At 75.1% G+C, this 17,147-nt stretch carries 16 protein-coding genes and 1 pseudogene; 6 read left to right on the forward strand and 11 right to left on the reverse strand.

All coding sequences use genetic code 11. The features are described from left to right. The first annotated feature begins 322 nt into the window (after positions 1–322). Together RND61_RS30185 and RND61_RS30190 are read left to right on the forward strand one after the other, a co-directional pair. Complete coding sequence (locus tag RND61_RS30185) at positions 323–847, forward strand: cysteine dioxygenase (RefSeq protein ID WP_315881341.1); 525 nt, start codon at positions 323–325, stop codon at positions 845–847. Continuing rightward, on the forward strand, positions 844–1,227 hold the full coding sequence (locus tag RND61_RS30190) for a rhodanese-like domain-containing protein (RefSeq protein ID WP_315881342.1): 384 nt from the start codon (positions 844–846) through the stop codon (positions 1,225–1,227). Before RND61_RS30185 ends, RND61_RS30190 begins: the two co-directional genes overlap by 4 nt. 102 nt (positions 1,228–1,329) lie before the next feature. Here RND61_RS30190 and RND61_RS30195 read toward each other — a convergent pair whose 3' ends face one another. The 9 genes from RND61_RS30195 to RND61_RS30235 all read right to left on the reverse strand — a co-directional run bounded on the left by RND61_RS30195 (position 1,330) and on the right by RND61_RS30235 (position 11,154). After that, entirely contained in the window at positions 1,330–3,030 is a 1,701-nt protein-coding gene (locus tag RND61_RS30195; RefSeq protein ID WP_315881343.1) for an ABC transporter ATP-binding protein, read from the reverse strand. Continuing rightward, positions 3,027–4,022 carry an ABC transporter permease gene (locus RND61_RS30200; protein WP_315881344.1) on the reverse strand — a complete coding sequence of 332 codons (996 nt, stop codon included), beginning with the start codon at positions 4,020–4,022 and terminating at the stop codon, positions 3,027–3,029. Before RND61_RS30200 ends, RND61_RS30195 begins: the two co-directional genes overlap by 4 nt. Next, positions 4,019–4,996: an ABC transporter permease gene (locus RND61_RS30205; RefSeq protein ID WP_315881345.1), complete on the reverse strand. Its 978-nt coding sequence runs from the start codon at positions 4,994–4,996 to the stop codon at positions 4,019–4,021. Before RND61_RS30205 ends, RND61_RS30200 begins: the two co-directional genes overlap by 4 nt. Next, a complete protein-coding gene (locus RND61_RS30210) occupies positions 4,996–6,717 on the reverse strand; it encodes an ABC transporter substrate-binding protein (RefSeq protein WP_315881346.1) in 1,722 nt (573 codons plus the stop codon). Before RND61_RS30210 ends, RND61_RS30205 begins: the two co-directional genes overlap by 1 nt. Before the next feature lie 199 nt (positions 6,718–6,916). Beyond that, positions 6,917–7,039 carry a hypothetical protein gene (locus RND61_RS30215; RefSeq protein ID WP_315881347.1) on the reverse strand — a complete coding sequence of 41 codons (123 nt, stop codon included), beginning with the start codon at positions 7,037–7,039 and terminating at the stop codon, positions 6,917–6,919. A gap of 106 nt (positions 7,040–7,145) precedes the next feature. Beyond that, on the reverse strand, positions 7,146–8,078 hold the full coding sequence (locus RND61_RS30220) for a TauD/TfdA dioxygenase family protein (RefSeq protein ID WP_315881348.1): 933 nt from the start codon (positions 8,076–8,078) through the stop codon (positions 7,146–7,148). Between the two features lie 143 nt (positions 8,079–8,221). After that, positions 8,222–9,589: an LLM class flavin-dependent oxidoreductase gene (locus tag RND61_RS30225; protein ID WP_315881349.1), complete on the reverse strand. Its 1,368-nt coding sequence runs from the start codon at positions 9,587–9,589 to the stop codon at positions 8,222–8,224. A gap of 108 nt (positions 9,590–9,697) precedes the next feature. Further along, positions 9,698–10,615, reverse strand: coding sequence for an ABC transporter permease (locus RND61_RS30230; RefSeq protein WP_315881350.1), 918 nt, complete (start codon positions 10,613–10,615; stop codon positions 9,698–9,700). Next, positions 10,612–11,154 (reverse strand): ABC transporter substrate-binding protein, encoded by a 543-nt coding sequence (locus tag RND61_RS30235; RefSeq protein ID WP_315881351.1) that lies wholly within the window; start codon positions 11,152–11,154, stop codon positions 10,612–10,614. The genes RND61_RS30230 and RND61_RS30235 overlap by 4 nt, the downstream gene beginning before the upstream one ends. 664 nt (positions 11,155–11,818) lie before the next feature. Between RND61_RS30235 and RND61_RS30240 the strand changes: the two genes are divergently transcribed. Next, positions 11,819–12,115: a hypothetical protein gene (locus RND61_RS30240; protein ID WP_315881352.1), complete on the forward strand. Its 297-nt coding sequence runs from the start codon at positions 11,819–11,821 to the stop codon at positions 12,113–12,115. A 318-nt stretch (positions 12,116–12,433) separates the two neighbouring features. On the opposite strand, the gene RND61_RS30245 is transcribed toward RND61_RS30240, so the two are convergent. After that, a complete protein-coding gene (locus RND61_RS30245; protein WP_315881353.1) occupies positions 12,434–12,847 on the reverse strand; it encodes a VOC family protein in 414 nt (137 codons plus the stop codon). Between the two features lie 289 nt (positions 12,848–13,136). Between RND61_RS30245 and RND61_RS30250 the strand changes: the two are divergent. Continuing rightward, positions 13,137–13,448 (forward strand): annotated as a pseudogene (locus RND61_RS30250) (TetR family transcriptional regulator); the annotation flags it as partial. Between the two features lie 325 nt (positions 13,449–13,773). After that, positions 13,774–14,535 (forward strand): hypothetical protein, encoded by a 762-nt coding sequence (locus RND61_RS30255; protein ID WP_315881354.1) that lies wholly within the window; start codon positions 13,774–13,776, stop codon positions 14,533–14,535. A gap of 87 nt (positions 14,536–14,622) precedes the next feature. Here RND61_RS30255 and RND61_RS30260 read toward each other — a convergent pair whose 3' ends face one another. After that, positions 14,623–15,081, reverse strand: a complete 459-nt coding sequence (locus RND61_RS30260; protein WP_315881355.1) for a MarR family winged helix-turn-helix transcriptional regulator — start codon at positions 15,079–15,081, stop codon at positions 14,623–14,625. Positions 15,082–15,185: 104 nt separating this feature from the next. On the opposite strand from RND61_RS30260, the gene RND61_RS30265 reads away from it, so the two are divergent. Further along, positions 15,186–16,268 (forward strand): hypothetical protein, encoded by a 1,083-nt coding sequence (locus RND61_RS30265; protein WP_315881356.1) that lies wholly within the window; start codon positions 15,186–15,188, stop codon positions 16,266–16,268. Positions 16,269–17,147 lie beyond the last annotated feature (879 nt).

A 17,147-nucleotide genomic window follows, 5' to 3' on the forward strand; every position in this document is an offset into this window, starting at 1 on the left:
GGTGCCCGCGGGGGTGGGTGGGCGGGGTTCGGGCGGACCCTGCGGGGGCGCGCCCCCGCCACCGCCCGGCCGCCGACGGGGCGTCCCGGCGGCGGGGGCGCGCAGAGAGGCGACACGCCGACCGTCTTGACCCGTGGCGCGTCCGGCTGAGAACCTGCTGCGCATGCCGACCAGCAGGCGCTTTTTCGCGCGGCACCACGTGGACCTCGTCCGCGTGGCCAGTGCGCTGTGTCGTAGCGGCCGTCCCTGACGGTCGCGCCCCCGGTGTTCCGAGGCGCGGCTCCTTCTCCGTACCGCCCGCCTCCACACCCAGGGAACCCCCATGTTCGTCGTGCCGTCCCCCGGCGCCCCCGCGCCCGCCTCCCCGTCTCCCGCGCCCGCCGCCCCCTCTCCCGGTCCCGTACGGCTCGGGGAGCTCGTGGAGCGGATCGCGGCGCGCGCGGAGCTGTGGCTCCCGTACGTACGCTTCGAAAGCCCCGACCGGTACTACACGCGCCTGGAGCGCACCGCCACCCACGAGGTGTGGCTGCTCACCTGGCTGCCCCGGCAGGGCACCGAGATCCACGGGCACGGCGGCTCCAAGGGGGCGTTCACCGTGGTGCGCGGGGAGCTGACCGAACGGGTCTTCCCGCCGACGTCGTACCCGGTGCACCCGGTGCCGCGGCGGCTGGCGGCGGGAGCGGTGCGGGCGTTCGGACCGCGCCACGTCCACCAGGTGACGAACGAGGGACCCGTGCCGGCGGTGAGCATCCACGCCTACGCGCCGTCGCTGACCAGCATGGCGTACTACCGGCAGCTGCCCGACGGGCGGCTGGTGACCGACCGCGTCGAGGAGGTGGACGGATGACCGGCATCGACCGGCATCTCGCCGAGGTACGGGCCGGACTCGACCGGCTGGGGCCGAAGGAGGCGTGGAGGGCCGTGAGGGACGACGGGGCACTGCTCGTCGACACGAGGCCCGAGGCGACGCGCCGCGCGGAGGGCGGCATCCCGGGCGCCCTGGTCATCGAGCGCAACCACCTGGAGTGGCGGTGCGACCCGGCCAGCGAGGGGGCGCTGCCGCAGGCCACGTCCACGGGGATCCGGTGGATCGTGTTCTGCGACGAGGGGTACGCCTCCTCGCTGGCCGCCGCCTCCCTGCGGACCATCGGGCTGTCCCGGGCCACCGACCTCGTCGGCGGGTTCCGCGCGTGGCGGGCGGCGGGGCTTCCCGTGGCCCCCGGGTGACCACGCGCCGCACGCGGGGGCGGGGCCGGACGTGCGGCGCGCCGGCCGCGTCCGGGCGGCCGGCCCCCACCGGCCGGGACGGCCCGGCCGGCGGAGGCGCCCTCACGCCCCCACCGCGTCGAGCGCGGCGGCCCGGCGGCCCGCCCGCCGGGCCGCCGCCTCGACCGGGTCGAGGACGGGGACCGCGGCCAGCAGCGCCTTCGTGTACGGGTGCCGGGGCGCGTCGTACACCGTGTCCGGCGGGCCCTGCTCGACCACCGCTCCCCGCCGCATCACCGCCACCCGGTCACTGGCCTGCCGCACCACCGCCAGGTCGTGCGCGATCAGGACCAGCGCCAGGCCCAACTCCCGCTGGAGGTCCGCCAGCAGCTCCAGGACCTGCGCCTGCGTCGTCACGTCCAGCGCGGAGACCGGCTCGTCGCACACGACGAGGCGCGGCTCGGGCGCCAGGGCGCGGGCGATGCCGACGCGCTGCCGCTGGCCGCCGCTGAGCTCGTGCGGGTAGCGGCCGTACCAGCCGGGATCGAGCCCGACCCGCTCCAGCAGGCCGCGCACCCTCCCGGTGACCTCCCGGTCGGTGAGCGCGCCGCCGACCCGCAGCGGATCGGCGACGGACTCGCCGATCGACCGGCGGGGGTTGAGCGACGAGGCCGGGTCCTGGAAGACCATCTGGAGCCCGCTGCGCACGCCCGTCACCTCCTCGCCCCGGAAGCGGACGGACCCGCCGCTCGGCTCCAGCAGTCCGACCAGCATGCGCCCGAGGGTCGTCTTGCCGCTGCCGGACTCCCCGACGACGCCCAACGTCTCGCCCGCCGCGACCGTCAGGGACACGCCGTCCACGCCCACGGTCCGCCGTCGCCCCCGCCCGAACTCCTTGCGCACGCCCACGGCTTCGAGGAGCACGTCCCCGCCGGACGTGCCCCCGCCGGACGCGTCCCTGCCGGGCACGTCCCCACCGGGTGCGGGCCCGCGCGGCGGGCGCGCCGCCACGACGGAGGCGCGCGAGGTCTCCAGGCGGGGGACCGAGGCGAGCAACCGGCGGGTGTACGGGTGCTCCGGCGCCCCCAGGACCCGCTCGACCGGCCCCTGCTCGACCGCGGCGCCGCCCCGCATCACCAGGACACGGTCCACGCTCCCCGCGACGACCCCCAGGTCGTGGGAGACCAGCACCAGGCCGGCGCCGGTCCCCTCCCGCACCTCGTGCAGCAGGTCGAGGATCTGCGCCTGCACGGTGACGTCCAGGGCGGTCGTCGGCTCGTCCGCCACGATGAGCCGGGGCTCGCACACCAGGGCCATGGCGATGAGCGCGCGCTGCCGCATGCCGCCGCTGAACTCGTGGGGCCTCGACCGCGCCCTGCGGGCCGCGTCGGGGATGCCGACCCGTTCCAGCGCGGCGACCGCACGCTCCCGGGCCGCGCGCCGCGACGAACCGGGGAAGTGGACGCGGCGCACCTCGGCGATCTGGTCGCCGACCGCCTGGTACGGGTCGAGCGCCGACAGCGGGTCCTGGAAGACCATGGCGGCGACCCCGCCCCGCAGCCGCCTGAGCCCCCGCCCGGTCACCGATCCCACGTCCACGCCGCCGACCCGCACCGCGCCGCCCAGCCGGGCGCCGGTCCCGCGGTGCAGCCCCAGCAGCGCGCCGGCGACCGTGCTCTTGCCGGAACCGGACTCACCGACCAGGCCCAGCGCCTCCCCGGGCGCGAGGCGCAGGGACACGCCGTCCACGGCCCGTACGAAGCCGCCGTCACCGGTGGGGAAGTCGACCGTCAGGTCCTGTACGTCGAGGAGGGAGGAGGTCACGACAGGGCCACCCTTCGGTCGGCGAGCGTGTACAGCACGTCCGCGACGGCGTTGGCGAGGACCACCGCCGCCCCGATCACCAGGACGACTCCGACGACCACCGGGAGGTCCACGGAGCGGACGCCCTCGATCAGCAGCCGCCCCAGGCCCGGCAGGCCGAAGAGGGACTCGGTGATCATCGCGCCGCCCATCATCGAGCCGAGGTCCAGCGCCGACAGGGCGATGACCGGGGGCAGGGCCCCGCGCAGCGCGTGCCGCGTCACGACGGCGCGCTCCCCGAGCCCGTAGGCGCGGAAGGTGCGGATGTGGTCCTCGGCGAGGGTTTCGAGCGTCGACGAGCGGGTCAGCCGGGCGTACTTGGCGGACTCGAACAACCCGAGCGTCAGCCACGGCAGCAGCATGTTCCACGCCCACTGCTCGGGGTCCTGCGTCAGCGGCACGTACGACGGGAACGGCAGCCACTGGAGGTGGGCGCAGACCGCCATGAGCAGCAGCAGGCCCAGGACGAACACCGGCGTGCCGGTGCCGGCGAGGGTGAGGACCGTCAGGACGCGCTCGACGGGCCCGCCGCGCCGCAGCGCCGACACCAGCCCCGTGCCGACGCCCAGCAGCAGCCACACCGCCATCGCGCCGAGGGCCAGGGAGGCGGTGGCGGGCAGACCCGCCGCGATGAGCGCCGTCACGGGCTGGTCGTTGCGGTGCGACAACCCCAGGCAGGGCGCCGCGCAGGGCAGCGGGGACCCGGCGGCCGAGTACTCCCGCCCGGCGACGACACCCCGCAGGAAGTGCAGGTACTGCGCGTACACCGGCTCGTTCAGCCCCAGGAGCTCACGGACCTGGGCGACCTGCGCCGGGGTGCAGCGCTCACCGCAGGCCAGCCGGGCGGGGTCGCCGGGCACCAGGTAGAACAGCGCGTACAGCGCCGCCGACAGCACGAGCAGCACCACCAGGGCGCCCGCCAGGCGCTTGAGGACGAAACGGGTGACGGTCACGGGTTCCTCCTCTTCCCCGCGCGTCCGGCGTCCCTGCCCAGGCGGCTCGCCCCGCGCGGGTCGAGGGCCGCCCGCACGGCGTCGCCGAGCACGGTGAAGGCGAGGACGGTGACGAGCAGCAGCCCGGACGGGAGCAGCACGTACATCGGGTCGGCGCGGAACCACGTGCTCGCGGTCGACAGCATCTGCCCCCACGACGGGGTGGGTGGGCGCACCCCGATCCCGAGGAACGACAAGGACGCCTCCGCCACGATGTTCCCCGGCAGCAGCAGCGCCGCGTACGTGATGACGGGGGCCGCGAGCGACGGCAGCAGCTCGCGCCGGGCGACCCGCCACCGGCCCGCGCCGCCCAGCCGGGCCGCCGCGACGAAGTCCAGGCCCTTCAGGGCGAGGGTCTGGGCCCGTACGACGCGGGAGACACCGCCCCAGCCCAGCGCGCCCAGCACCAGGACGAGCAGCAGCGGACGCGGGAAGTCCGGCGGGACGACCGTGGTCAGCGCGATCGCCAGGACCAGCGCGGGCAGGGCCACCATGACGTCGGTGACGCGACCGAGCAGGTGGTCGGCCCACCGGCCGCCGAGTGCGGCGGCCAGCCCGACCGCCACACCGGCCGCCACCTGCACGGCCGTCGCGCCGACGGCCACCAGCAGGGAGACGCGCGCCCCGTACAGCAGCCGGGCGAACAGGTCGCGCCCGGTGCCCGGTTCGACGCCGAGCCAGTGGTCGGCCCCGGCCCCGCCGAAGGCCCCCACGGGGGCCCCGCCGCTCGCCGAGTCGATCAGGTCGTCGTGGTACGTGTAAGGGTCCTGGCCGGCCGCCGCGGTGAGCAGCGGCGCGGCCAGCGCGGCGGCCACCAGGGCCGCCAGGACCGCGCCGGCGGCGAGCGCGGCCGGCCGGCCGCGCGGCCTCCGCCATACGGCGCGGGCCCCGGGCGGCGGGGCCGTCGGGGCCACCACCGTGTCGTGCGTGGGCATTACCTGACCGCCACCTGCGAGATGTCCAGGACGCCGGTCCAGTCGCTGATGACGACGTTCTCGATGTCCTTGCCGACGAGCCGCCGGTAGACGGGGTGGTACAGGGGGACGGTCAGCGCCCGCTCACCGATCTTCTTGTCGAGCGCGCCCCAGCGCGCGGCCGCCGCGTCGAGGTCCGTCAGACGGCCGATCTCGTCGAACTCCTTGTTGATCGCGGGGTCGTCGAGCCGCGCGTGGTTGAAGTTGGCGCCGTCCTTGACGATCTGCCGCCCGTCGAAGATAGGGGCGAGGAAGGGGTACCCGGCGGGCCAGTCGGCGCCCCAGCGGGTGATGAAGAAGCCCGGCGTGCGGGCGGCGTCCCAGCGCCGCTCGTCGTACGCGTTCTTCTCCAGGCCCTCCAGCCTGACCTCGATGCCGGCCTTCTCCAGGGACTGCTGGACGGCGGCGGCGACCTTCGAGCCGATCTCGCCCTCATCGGTGGCGTGGGTGAGCGTGACCGTCAGGCCGTCCTTGTGGCCGGCCTTCGCGAGGACCTCCCTGGCCTTTCGCGGGTTGCCGTTCTCCCCGGCCGGGAAGTGGTCGTACGGCGTGTGGCCGAACGCCTTCTGCTCCGGCAGGAAGGTGGTGGCGGCCTCGGCGAGCGAGCTGCCCCCCACCGCGTTGACGACGCTGCGGCGGCCGATGGCGTACGCGATGGCCTGCCGCACCTCGGGCCGGTCGAAGGGCTTCACGGACGGGTTGAAGGCGAGGTAGGTGGTGTAGCCGAAGTGACCGACGCCGACGCGTGCCTTCAGCTCCTCGTCCTGGCCGATGCGGGCGAGCTCGGCGGGGCCGAGGTTGGTGTCCGTGGTGATCGCCCGGGCGTCGTCGCCGGAGCTGGTGGCGAGCCGCTGGTTGATCACCGCGGGGTCCAGCCCGGACCGCACGTCGATCGTGTCCGGGTACGCCTTGCGCTGGTCGTCCAGCTTCTCCGACCAGTGCGGGTTGCGCTCCAGTTCCAGCCGCCGGCCGTCGTCGGTGTTCCTCACCACCTTGTACGGGCCCGAGGAGACGGGGTGCTCCTCGTACCTCACCCCGGTGTCCTTCGCCTTCGGCACGGGCGCGAACTGGGTCTGCGTCGCCACGTAGGGGAAGTCGCCGACCGGCTTCCTCAGGCGGAAGACGATGGTCCGGTCGTCGGGGGTCTCGATCGAGTCGAGGGTCTTCTTCCCCTTGCCGTAGGGGCCCTGGTACGTGTCGCCGCCTATCAGCCACTCCCGCAGGTAGGGGGCCCCGCCGGAGAGTTCGGCGGCGAAGGAGCGCTCGACGCCGTACTTGACGTCGGCGGAGGTGATGGGCGACCCGTCCTCGAACTTCAGCCCCTCCTTGAGTCTGTACGTCCAGACGGTCGCGTTCTCGCTGGGGGTGCCCAGGTCGGTGGCGAGATCCGGCACGACCTCGGTGCCCTCGGCCCCGGCCGCCCGCTTGCGCGTGGTGAGCGTGCGGAACACCAGCGAGGGGACGTTCCCGCCGCCGGAGGTGTAGAGGCGCGCGGGGTCGAAGTCCTCCTGCGGGCTGGAGTTGAGGACGAGGAGCGCGCCGCCCTTGGCGGGCCCGTTCCCGCTCGCCCCGCCGCCGGAGGCCGCCGGGTCCTTCGGGCCGCACGCGGCCAGGGTGCCCGTGGCGGCCAGGGCGGCGGCAGCGGCCACGGTACGGCGGGACAACGGACCGAACATGCGCATGGGAGGTGCCTTTCGGGGTGTGGGGTGCCGTCGGAAGGCAGCGCGGCGGCGCCCACGAAGGGGTGGGCGCGCAGCAGGGATCAGAAACGCGGGAGAACCGCTGAGCCCGCGAGTCCGCGCTGACGGCACGGCGAAGCGAGGGAGAGTGCCTGCGTCGGGGTCCGGGCGCCGGGCGGACGGCCGCGGCGGAACCGGTGGCTCAGCGACAGTCGATGTCGGAGACCGCGAGCATGTGCACACCGATGAGCACCAGCCGGAAGGCGGTGTGCTCGGAATGGTGGTGGCGCGGCATGCGCCACAGCCTGTACGAAGTCGTCCACACACTCAACCGGATTCCACCGCTTGGGATGTGACGTCTCGACAGGTGATCACCGGGGCCCCGGTCCGGGTCGCGGACCGGGGCCTTCGGCAGCCGTGGGCGGGGCCGGTCAGGCCGCCACGGGCGTGTAGTGGGCCGCGTCGTCGCCCTCGACGACGTAGCTGGGTGTGCCGTCGACCCCGACGGGGACGTCCCCGGCGACGGTGACGCGGTGCAGCAGCCGGGGCAGGTCCCCGTAGTCGTCGGGGGCGTAGTGCTGGGTGATGCGGTTGTCGAACAGCACCAGGTCCCCGGGGTTCCAGGCGATCCGCACCAGGTTCTCGGGCCGGGTGACGTACGACTGGAGGAGCCGCAGCAGGTCCCGCGACTCCGACGGCCCGAACCCCACGAGGCTCTGGGCGAACCCGCCGATGAACAGCCCCCGTTCGCCGCTCTCCGGGTGGACGCGCACGACCGGGTGGGCGGTGCGGTAGCGGCGGGAGACGAACTGCCTGCGGTGTTCGGCGGCCTTGGCGTTCTTCGGCTCGGCGTAGTCGTACGCGTTGGTGTGCACCGCCCACAGCCGGTCGGCGAACTCGCGCAGCGGCTCCGGCAGGTCCTGGTAGGCGGCGGCCGCGTTGGCGATCAGTGTGTTGCCGCCGTAGGGCGGGACGACGAGGGCGCGGAGGGTGGACGCCTTGGGGGGCGTACGGACGAAGGTGACGTCCGTGTGCCAGTGGTTGGCGCGGATGCCCTCGCCCCCGTCCACCGGCAGGACCTCCGGTCGCCCCTCGACGGACGGCACGGTGGGATGGGCGGTGGTCAGCTTGCCGAAGAGGGAGGCGAAGCGGAGCTGCCCGTCGTCGTCGAGGTGCTGGCCGCGGAAGACGAGGGCCTTGTGCTCCAGCAGGGCGTCGCCGATTCCGGCGACGACCGCGGGATCGAGGTCCTCGGCCAGGTCCAGGCCGTGGATCTCGGCGCCGATCCGGCCGCCGATCCGGCGGATCTCGAAGCCGGCCGGCGGGGTGTGCGAGGCCGGTGCGGCGGGTGTGGTGGTGGTCATGTCGGCGTGGTCCTTCCAGGAGGTGACGGGAGGGGTGGGTGGGTGGCCGCCGCGGGCGGCGGCCCGGCGGCGGGGGCGGGTGCCGGGTGGTCCGGCGGGTGCGGGTGCGGGTGCGGGTTCGCCGGGGCCGCCGTGGTGCCCGGTCAGGCGGGCTCCCCGGCCGCGACGGGCTGCCGGGGCCGACCGGCGCGGGGGACGGCCGGCCTCGGCAGCCCGTAGTGGTCGCGCAGCGTCCGTCCGGTGTACTCGGTGCGGAACAGTCCGCGTGCCTGGAGGATCGGCACGACCTGGTCGACGAAGTGATCCAGTCCGCCGGGCAGATGGGGCGGCATGACGTTGAACCCGTCGGCCGCGCCCTGGGTGAACCACTCCTCGAGCCGGTCCGCGATCTGCTCGGCGGTCCCGGCGACGACCCAGTGGCCGCGCCCGCCGCCGAGCCGGGCGATCAGTTCCCGCAGGGTGAGCCCGTCCCGCCGGGCGAGGTCGGCGACGAGCGTGAAGCGGCTCCTGTTGCCGTTGATGTCCCGCTCGTCCGGCAGCTCGGGCAGGGGCCCGTCCAGCGGCAGCCCGGTCAGGTCGGTGCCGAGCATCCCGGAGAGCTGCGCCAGGCCGTACTCGGGCACCTGGAGGACGGTGAGTTCCTGTTCCAGGGCGCGGGCCTCCGCCTCGGTCGAGCCGATGACGGGGCAGATGCCGGGCAGGACCTTCACGTCGTCCCCGGACCGGCCGTGGCGGGCCGCCCGGCTCTTGAGGTCCTTGGAGAACGCCTGCGCGTCGGAGAGGGTCTGCTGCGCGGTGAACACCGCCTCGGCGTGCCGGGCCGCGAACTCCCTACCGTCCTCCGACGAGCCCGCCTGCACCAGCAGCGGGCGGCCCTGCGGGGAGCGCGGCACGTTCAGGGGGCCGCGCACCCGGAAGTGCGTTCCCCGGTGGTCGACGGGCCGGATCCGGTCGGTGTCCGCGTAGACGCCGCCCTCGCGGTCGAGGACGATCGCGTCGTCCTCCCAGCTGTCCCACAGCTTGACGGCGACCTCGACGAACTCCCGCGCCCGCTCGTAGCGCAGGGAGTGTTCCAGGTGTTCGTCGCGGCCGAAGTTGCGGGCCTCGTCGACGGAGCCGGACGTCACGATGTTCCAACCGGCCCGGCCGCCGCTGAGGTGGTCGAGGGAGGCGAACGCCCGGGCCGTGGTGAACGGCTCGTTGAACGTGGTCGAGACGGTCGCGATGAGACCGATCCGCTCGGTGGCGGTGGCCAGCGCCGACAGGAGCGTGAGCGGCTCGAAGCCGCCCAGCGCGTTGTACCGGGCGTTGCCCCACAGGGCGAGGCCGTCGGCCAGGAACACCGAGTCGACCAGCCCTCGTTCGGCGGTTCGGGCCAGCTCCTGGAAGTACGTCGGGTCGGTGATCCGCTCCGGGGTGGTGAGGGGGTGCCGCCAGGCGGCGTCGTGGTGGCCGGCGTTCATCAGGAACGCGTTCAGGTGCAGTTGGCGGCGGGGTGGTGATGCGGGCATGGCGATGTCCTGGGTGGTGGGAGGGACGAGCGGAGGAGTCCGCGAGCGGGACGGGAGCGCGTCGGCGCGTGACGGAGCAGGCCGGTGCGGGGAGGGCGGGCCCGGCGGTCAGCCGCGCGCGGGGACCCGCCAGGAGCTGAGGCGCCGCTCCAGGGCGACGAGGAGCTGGTTGAAGACCACGCCGATCGCGGAGATCGTGACGATCCCGGCGTACATCTGCGGGATGGCGAAGTTGTACTGCGAGGCGTTGATCAGGTAGCCGAGTCCCGCCTTGGCCCCGATCATCTCGGCCGCGACCAGCACCAGGATCGACACGGCGCCCGCGAGCCTGACGCCGGTGAACACCGCCGGCACGGACGCCGGAAGGATCACCTTCTGGAACAGCCGTACGGGGGACAGGTCCAGCGACCGGGCCAGCCGGAGCAGGGTCGGGTCCACGGACCGCACCGCGCTGATCGTGCTCAGCAGGACCGGCCAGGCGCAGGCGTACACGACGATCGAGATCTTGGACGTCTCGCCGATGCCGAGCAGCAGCACGAACACCGGCAGCAGCGCGAGGGCGGCGGTGTTCCGGAAGACCTCCAGCAGCGGTCCGAGCAGATCCGCCATCGGCCGGTACCAGCCGATCAGCAGGCCGAGGGGCACGGCCAGCGCGACCGCGATCCCGAACCCGCTGAGGGAACGGGTGAGACTGGCCCGCGCGTGGTCGGCGAGCTGCCCGTCGCCGGCGAGCTGCCACCACGCCCCGGCCACCTCGGTGAACGGCGGCAGGAACGTCCGGTCGACCAGGCCCAGGCGGGGCGCGGTCTCCCACAGCAGGAGCAGCGCGACGACGGCCGCCGACGAGGTGCCCGCCCTCACCAGTCCGTACGCCAGCCGCCGGGCCGCCCACCGCGGCGACCCGCGGCGCGTCGCCGCCGGAGCCGGAGCCGGGGTCGGGACCGGGTCGGGGGAGGGGGCGGCGGCCTTCGGGGGCGCCACGGGACGGGCGGCGAGACCGGTGCCGGCCTCGGTCACGGGGTTCATACGGCGACTCCTTCTCTCTCCTCCTGCTGCGCCCTGGACACCTCGTCGCGCTGGAGGTAGATGTCGAGCATGGCCTCGGAGTGCGCGCCGAGGGTGTTCATGCCGACCTTCTTGCCGATGAGGTCGCGGGCGGACCGGATCGGGCTGTCGGCGCGTACGTAGAAGCCGTTGAAGGCGTCCTCGTCGGATCCGTAGTAGCTGATGACGGCCTTGATGGGGGCGCCGCTCGCGGCGAGCTTCACCACCGCTCCGTTGAAGGCGCCGCCGAAGTCGGTCTGGCCGGTGGCCGCCGACTGGATGTCCTGCGGCCCGCTGATGGTGTTGCCGACCCACTCCAGCCGCACGTCCTCGAGGTAGCCGAGGTCCTGGGCGAGTTCGGCGGGGGTGACCTGGCCGGCCCACCCCTGGTAGCGGAGCGTCCTGGTGCCGTTCCCGCCGGAGGACCCGCCGCCCACGGCCGTGCCGCAGCCGACCGTGACCGCCGAGAGCCCGAGCAGGGTGAGGAACCGGCGTCGGTTCGCCGGGGACAACGTACTCATCGGAACGTCCTGTTCAAAGGAGGCGGGCAGGGCGGGAGAAGGGCTCAGGAGACGGCGGGCGCCGGACGCTCCTGACCGGCGGGGCGGCGGACGCCGGGCGCGGGGGAGCACCGGGCGCGGGGCGGAGAACACCCCGGTGAACGCCGGTGCGTGCCGGCGGAGACGGGGAGGGGGACTGGCGAAAGGCACCGGCGGAGGGGGGAACGGTGGACGCGCCGGCGCCGCTGCCGAACCGTCGGGCCGCACGGCGGCGCCGAGGGATGTCCGGCGGGCTACGGCGAGCCCGCCTGCGGGACGCCTAACAGCCGCGGAAGGGGGACGCACAGAGGGCGCTGGCGTGCCGTCGGAGATCGACGTGCAGCCGCGCGGCGAAGTTCGCTGACTGGCTCACGTCCACGAGGCTGGCAGCGCGATTCGGCCACGTCAATGCGGGAAACAGGCCCGTCACACAGACCGGTCCCCCCGCCACGCCGCCGCAGCACGTCGTTCACGAACCGCGGTACCGTGCCGCCCCCCGGCCCGTGGCGGAGGCCCGCACACCGCCCGCGAGACCGCGCGGACACGGACCGGGACACGGCGCGGCGCCCTGGTCGCGACCGCTCCGGCGTGAGCGGCGGGCGAAGGGGCAGTCGATACTTGGGGAGACCGCCACTGGAGGGGATGCGTGATTCCGTCGAAGACGCGGGCCCGGCTGCGGGCCGTGGAACAGCAGCTGTCCGACCCGCCCCCGGCGCGGCTCGACGGGCAGACCGCGATCCCCCTGGTGTGGCGGCAGGAGACGCTGTGGGACGAGCGCGCGCCGGCCCCCGGGGCCGCCCCGCCGCGGCGGCGCGGAAAGCGCCGGGCGCGACGGGGCCGGCACGCGTTCGACCTCCCCGCCCGGCCGGCCACCCGTCCCCGCCGCGACTACGTACACGGCCGCCGCGTGGTCCTCGTGGTCCCGGTCGGCGGCTACCTGTGACCTCCGCTGCCCCGCGCGGCCGACACGACCGATCCGGCGGCGCGGCCCCGGGCACGGGACGCGGAGCCGACCCGTGCGCCTGCCGTCCGCCGTCACCGGAGGCCGGGGCAGACGGTGCGCCCCCCACCGGCCCGGGAGTGATTCCATCCGGTCCTGTGCACCTCCACGGGTGCGGCGTCGAGTGCGTCCCCACGCGACGCCGCACCGAAGGACCCGCCACCGCGAGGGAGCGGCCGTGTCCGCCGCGGTGCGCGGTCACCCGCCGATCACCGGGGCGGGGAACTCCCTCGCGGCACGGGCCGTGAGCTCCGGCGGAGGTCAGGCGACGAAGACGCAGAACGGGTGACCGGAAGGGTCCGCGAACACGTACAGCGGTTCGTCGGGATCGTCGTACCGGTCGAGGAGGAGCGCGGCCCCCAGGGACTCCGCCCGCTCCCGCTGCCTGCGGAGCTCGGCGGGGCTCGAAACCGTGAAGTCGAGGTGCAGCTGCATCGGGACGTCGTGCTCGGGCCACGTGGTGCGGGGCAGCCGGTCGACCCGTTGGAAGGCGAGCCCGTTCCCCCCGCCGGGGCCGCGGAGCACGAGCCAGTCCGGCTCGTCGGGCGCCCCGTCCGCAGGCGGTTCGTCACCGGGCCGGTACGACCATCCGAGCAACTGCCGGTAGAACTCGGCGAGCTCCCTCGGCCCGGTGGTGTCCAGTACGGTCTGCGTCAACTGGGGATACTCGGTCATGAGCCCTTCCTCGAACCGCTCGATCGGCGTGCCTTTCCTCTCCGGTGTCCGGCCGCCGGGCGGGGAAACAAACCGCCGGCCACCGCTTCCCCTTCTTCGCCGGGGCCGCCTCCGGGGCGCTCGGCGACACGGAGGTGCGGAAGGGGGGGGCGGTGGCGCGGGGGCGGGGCCGACCGGCCGGTCGAGCGCTCGGAGCCTGGGGCCCGGGAGAGGACCTGGGGCGGGACGACGCGAGTGTACGTTCGTACCCTTCGAGGGCACGTAACGTACGCATTGCTCGGGCCGCGCCGACGACCCCGAGCAGGCACGCGGAGCCGTCACCGACCTCGTCCACGCCCTCTCCGAAGGGCCCCGCCGCGACCTGATCCCCACCCAGGAGCTCTACGTCCTCGCCGCGCGGTGCCCGGAGTGCCGGCGGCCGACCCGGGCGTGGACGCGCCGTAGCCGGCACCTGCTGGAGCGGCACGTCGACCCGGACACCGCCCGCCGGCTCGACGCGCTGACCGAGGGGCCCACCCTGCACCGCGCCCTGGACGGCGGAGCACCCCACCGCCGCGAACTGACCGGACAGGCGGTCACGCGCATCACCACCGTCGCGTAGCGACGGCCTCCTGACGGCCCGTGGGGGCGTGGACCTGACACCGCGCCCCCACGGGCCCCGCACGTCCGCGCGGCCCGGCCGCGGGGAGGGCTTTCGACGGCCACGGCGGCGGACGGTTCGCCTCCCACCCCCGCGCCGGGGCCGCGCGATGCGCCGCGCAATCCCCGGTGCGGGCGGCCGTCCGCACCGGGTAGCGTGCCCCCTGTGCGTTGACCTTCAGGGTGGCGACGTCGCGGTCGCCACAGACGGAGCGCCCCCTCCCGTCGGCGAGACGGCGAGGGCGGCTCGGCACGTCCACCCCGTCGAACCCACCGGAGAGCACCCCATGACCTCCCAGCACGCACTGACGTACGAGGCGTTCGTCGCCCGCGCCGCCACCGACCCGGACGTCGTCGGGCTCGTCCTCAAGGGCTCGCACGCCCACGACGGCATGGCCACCGCGTACTCCGACCACGACGTGTACGTCCTCCTCGCGGACGGGGCGGACCCCGGCCTCGCGGACCTCGACGGCCACCGCTCCGCGGAGCTCGATCTCGTCGTCATGACGGTGGACGAGTTCCGCGGGCTCGGCGGCCATGAGCGCTACGCCCTCGCCCGGGCCCGGGTCCTGCTCGACCGGCTCGACGGGGGGATCGCGGAAATCGTCGCCGCCAAGGGGCGGCTCGGTGCCGACGAAGCATTTCGGGAGGCGGCCGGCCGACTGGACGCTTACGCCAACTCCCTCTACCGGTCGGTCAAGAACGCCCGTGACGGCCACCTGCTCGCCGCGCGTCTCGACGCGGCCGACAGCGTCGGCTGCCTGCTGGAGTTCCTGTTCGCCCTCGACCTCCGTCCGCGCCCCTACAACAAGTACCTGGAGTGGGAACTGGAGAGGTTCCCCCTGCCCGGGTGGGAGAGGGGGGCGCTGCTGGACGCGGTCGGACGTGTCGCGGGGAGCGGCGACGTGAGCCTCCAGCGCCGCCTCTTCGCCCGGGTCGAGGCGGTGGCGCGCGAGGCCGGCCACGGGCCCGTACTGGATGCCTGGGGCGAGGACCTGCTGGTGATGCGCCCCGGGCCGGACCACCGGGCCGTCCGCCCGTCCGAGTGACCGCTCTTTGCCGCCCGCGGTGCCGGGCCGCGCCGCCCGCCCGGCCGAAGGGCTCCGGCCGGGCTCATCCGCGGGCCCCGGCCGGGCTCATCGGCGCGGGGGCTTCGGCGGGTCGGAGGTGACGGCGGCGTTGTAGCGGACCAGGTACGCCGCGAAGCGGGCCAGGTCGTCGGCGGACCAGTCCCGGAGCCGTTCCTCGTAGGCGGCCTGCCTGCTGGCCTGCGTCGAGGCGAGGACGCGCCGCCCCTCCTGCGTCGGGTGGAGGACCTGGACGCGGTGGTCGCCCGGGTCCGGGCGGCGCTCCACCAGGCCCAGCCTCTCCAGCGAGGCGAGCTGCCGACTCACCGTCGACTTGTCCAGCAGGTAGTGGGCCGCCAGGTCCGTGGCGCTGCAACCCGCCCGGTCGTGGATGTGGGCGAGCAGCGTGTAGGAGACGAGGGGGAGGTCGGGGTGGAGCCGGGCCGCGGCGGCCCGGGCACGGCGGGCGAAAGCCGTCAGCTCCCGCTGGATGAGGTCGACGGATGTCTCACGCGCGCCCTCGCTCATGGTGCGCCCCTTGTCGTTGGCTCGTGTCGTCGGTCGACCGGCGTCCGGTCTCGGTTGTATAGTACAACGGTTTGTTGTTGTAAAAGCCAACCAATGGAGGTTCCGTGTCCGCAGGGCCGAACACCAAGGGAGCGCTGCGCCACGTCCTGGGGCACCTGCTCACCCCGCTGCTCATGTGCGTCGGCATGGGACTCGCCTACCTCGGCGCGTTCCACGCCCCCGAACCCCACCACCTCCGCGTCGACGTCGTCGGGTCCGGGCCCACCGCCCAGGTCCTCGCCCAGACCCTCCAGGACGAGGGCGCGGGCGCGCTCGACGTCCGCACCGTCACCGACCAGGACTCCGCCGTCACCGCCCTGCGCGAGCGGACGAGCTTCGGTGCCTACGTCCCCGGGGCCCGCCCCGAACTCCTCGTCGCCGGCGCCTCCTCCGACACCAGCGCCATGGCCGTCGAGAAGGTCTTCACCAAGGTGGCCGCCGCCCAGGACGCCCCCCTCAAGGTCACCGACGTCGCTCCCGTCTCCGACGGCGACCCCACCGGACAGGGCGTCTTCTTCCTGCTCGTCGCCCTCAGCATCGGCTCGTACGCCTCCGTGGCCGTCATCGGCGGCGCCGGAGCCGCCCTGCCGATGCGGATCCGCGCCCTCCTGGCCGCGGGCACGTCGCTCGCCGTCAGCCTCGTAGGGGTCCTCTTCGCCGGCCCCGTCTTCCACCTCGTCGACCACGGCCTCGGCGGACTGTGGGCGATGGCCTGGCTCTACGGCGCCGGCATCCTCTTCATCGGCGTCGGCCTCCACACCTTCCTCAAGCGGTGGACCACCCTCGGCGTCATGGTGCTGTTCGTCATGCTCAACTTCACCAGCTCCGGCGGCATCTACCGGCCCGAACTGCAGCCCGGCTTCTTCGCCTCGCTGCACGCCTTCTGGAACGGCGCCGGGTTCGTCGAGGGCGTCCGCGCCCACGTGTACTTCGGCGGGCACGCCCTCGGCGGGCACGTCCTCGTCCTCGCCCTGTGGCTGCTCGCCGGCCTCGCCCTGACCGCCGTCGCGGGCGTCACCGAGACCCGGCGCCGCGCCCGGACCGCCGCTGTCCCCGCCCCGGAACCTGCCGCCGCCTCCCCCTCCGCCGCGGACCGGACCGTGACGGAGGAGACCGAGGAGGAGATGGAGGAGGCGGTCGGCGTCTGACCGCGCGCCGCCCCCTCGACCGCCCGACCGGGTGGGCGAGGCGCTCCGCGGACCGGCGGCCGGCGCGCCCGCCTGCGGGAGGGGGAGCACGGACGGGCGGCGCCGCGACGGGCGACCGGAGCCGGACGTACGACTCCGCCTCCGGCGGGTTCGGCACCGGCGGCCCGCTGTCGCCCGAGGCCGACGGAACCCGCGCACCGGCTCCGGACGGGGGCGCCCATCGCGCACGTGAGCGGGGCGCCGGCCGGGGAGCGATCGACCGCGTGCCCGAATCGGCGCCCGCCCGGACGGTCGCGCCCGCTCGGACGGTCGCGGGGCCCGGACGGCCGCGCCCGCCCGGGGCCCGTAGAGGTCGTCCCGGCCGGACGCGCGGGGCCGACAGCGGCGACCCCGACCGCGTCCCGGCCGACCGGTCCCCGCACGGGCACGCGGAACGAGCCGCGCGCGCCGCTCTCCGGCCCACCCGGCAGGCCGGTGACGTGCCCTGCCGCCCCGGCAGCCGGTCGCACGCGCCCGTTGTGTTTCGCGCGGTCCCGGGAGAGGGCCGCCGGCCTCCGGGCCCGGCCGGGCCGTCACCCCCGGCGCGTGCCGCGCCGGAGGCTCCTGCCCGGGCCCCGGAAAGCCGACGGGACCGCCCTGTACGGGGCGGTCCCGAACCTCCGTCCGACGCGTCCGGCTCCTTCTCGACGAGGGCGGCCGTCGGACGTTCGCCGCCCCGACCGCTCACCACCCGGACCCCGACCGCGGGTCTCCGGTCGGCACCGGCGTCTCCGGTCGGCACCGGTGGCCCGGCCGCGTGGTCACCACCGCCCGGGGGTTCGGGGGCCGCCGTGTTCGACGGCCCCCTTCCGGGTGATCGGCGGCGGGTGGGGCGCCGGT

The organism is Streptomyces tamarix (assembly GCF_032423885.1).
In the GTDB taxonomy this organism is placed as follows: Bacteria; Actinomycetota; Actinomycetes; order Streptomycetales; family Streptomycetaceae; genus Streptomyces; species Streptomyces tamarix.